A 1,453-nucleotide genomic window follows, 5' to 3' on the forward strand; every position below is an offset into this window, starting at 1 on the left:
CTCCCCCGTCAGGGGCTGAGAGCGGCCGCCACGTAACCGGACCGGCCGCCGGATACACAGAACTCCTGACACTCCCCCCGCCCTCGCCAGACACGATTGCCACCGACCAGCCCGAACAGACCCAAACCGAGACCGACCCGATGCCCCGCCCCACCCGCCAACACCGCAACGCCGCAACGCCCGAGATCAACTTCCGGGGCGAGAAGCGATCGAACGCCACCCATGTCTCGACGACCGATCCGGACGCCCGGCTCTACAAGAAGTCGCCCGGCACCGGCGCGATGCTGTGCTTCATCGGCCATGCTCTGATGGAGAACCGCAGTGGCCTGATCGTCCAAGGCGATCTGACCGAAGCGGACGGCCATGCCGAGCGACGTGCCGCGCTCGGTATGGTTCACCGCCATTCCCCAGGATCGACCCGCAAGCTGACCCTCGGAGCGGACCAGGGATATGACGCTGCCGAGTTCGTTGCTGACCTGCGCCAGGCTTGTGTGACCCCGCATGTCGCCAAAAAGGCGAGATATTCAGCGATTGACGGGCGCACCACCCGGCACAGGGGTTATGACCTGTCCCTGAGGCACCGGAAGCGGATCGAAGAGGCGTTCGGCTGGGCCAAAACCGTCGGCGGCATGGGCCAGACCGTCTATCGCGGCGTCGAGCGGGTGCGCTCCCGCTTCATTCTGACGATGGCAGCCAACAACCTTGCCCGGTTGCCTCGAGTGCTGGCCCCATGAAGCCGAAAAGCGGCATCAGCCGCGCATACCGTTCGCGCTGACAGGCCGGACGCTCAGGCAACCGGCCCGGTCCCGAGGAAACCGTTCCGCCCCACCGACTTCTTCAGCAGCCTGCTAAGACTGAAACCGGACCCCCCGATAGGGGCGGGCCACTTTTGACTACGAAAAAACTCATCATTTCGGTCCTGTCGTACGAAAGCTGTCGTTGGTGCTGTAGCTGCGAAGGTCCGCGAAGTCCGCACTGCCGACGCTTAGGTGAGCCACAGCGAACAACCGCTTCTATTTCACTCTTTACAAATAGTGCTTTCTGTAAAGAGCTATGCGTCGCCGAATGCTATAGGGCAGGGGCTTACTGCTAACATGACGGCGACGCCCTTCGGCAAAGGGGTCGGAGTGCGGCGCGGAAGCAAGGACGGTTATTTGCTGCTCGATGCCTAAAGATTAGCATTGCGAGACGAAGTGTGAGTTCGCTGTACTATGCTCGAAGGTCCGTTCCAGCCGGGTACATCTCCCAGTTTACCGATCCCGGAAACGGGACCGGCTTTGTTCTTACGCCACCAAGGCCAGCAGCCTGTGCTGAACTACTGAAGGGGTTACTTGGTCCAAGACGACGTTTTGAACGATCTGGCGCAGTCAGGCACACCCTGCAGGATGAACAGATCGGTCAACGCGTCGATCACGGCGGTCGAGTTCAGCTTCCGGTCGATCCCGATGGCCAG

1 protein-coding gene is annotated in these 1,453 nt (G+C 61.7%); it reads left to right on the forward strand.

Annotation, left to right across the window (positions count from 1 at the left end; genetic code table 11):
• Positions 1–734, forward strand: a 734-nt coding sequence (locus Q1B08_RS21410) for a transposase (RefSeq protein WP_299823379.1), incomplete at its 5' end; no start/stop codon positions are given.
• Positions 735–1,453 lie beyond the last annotated feature (719 nt).

The organism is uncultured Jannaschia sp. (assembly GCF_947494025.1).
Lineage (GTDB): Bacteria > Pseudomonadota > Alphaproteobacteria > Rhodobacterales > Rhodobacteraceae > Jannaschia.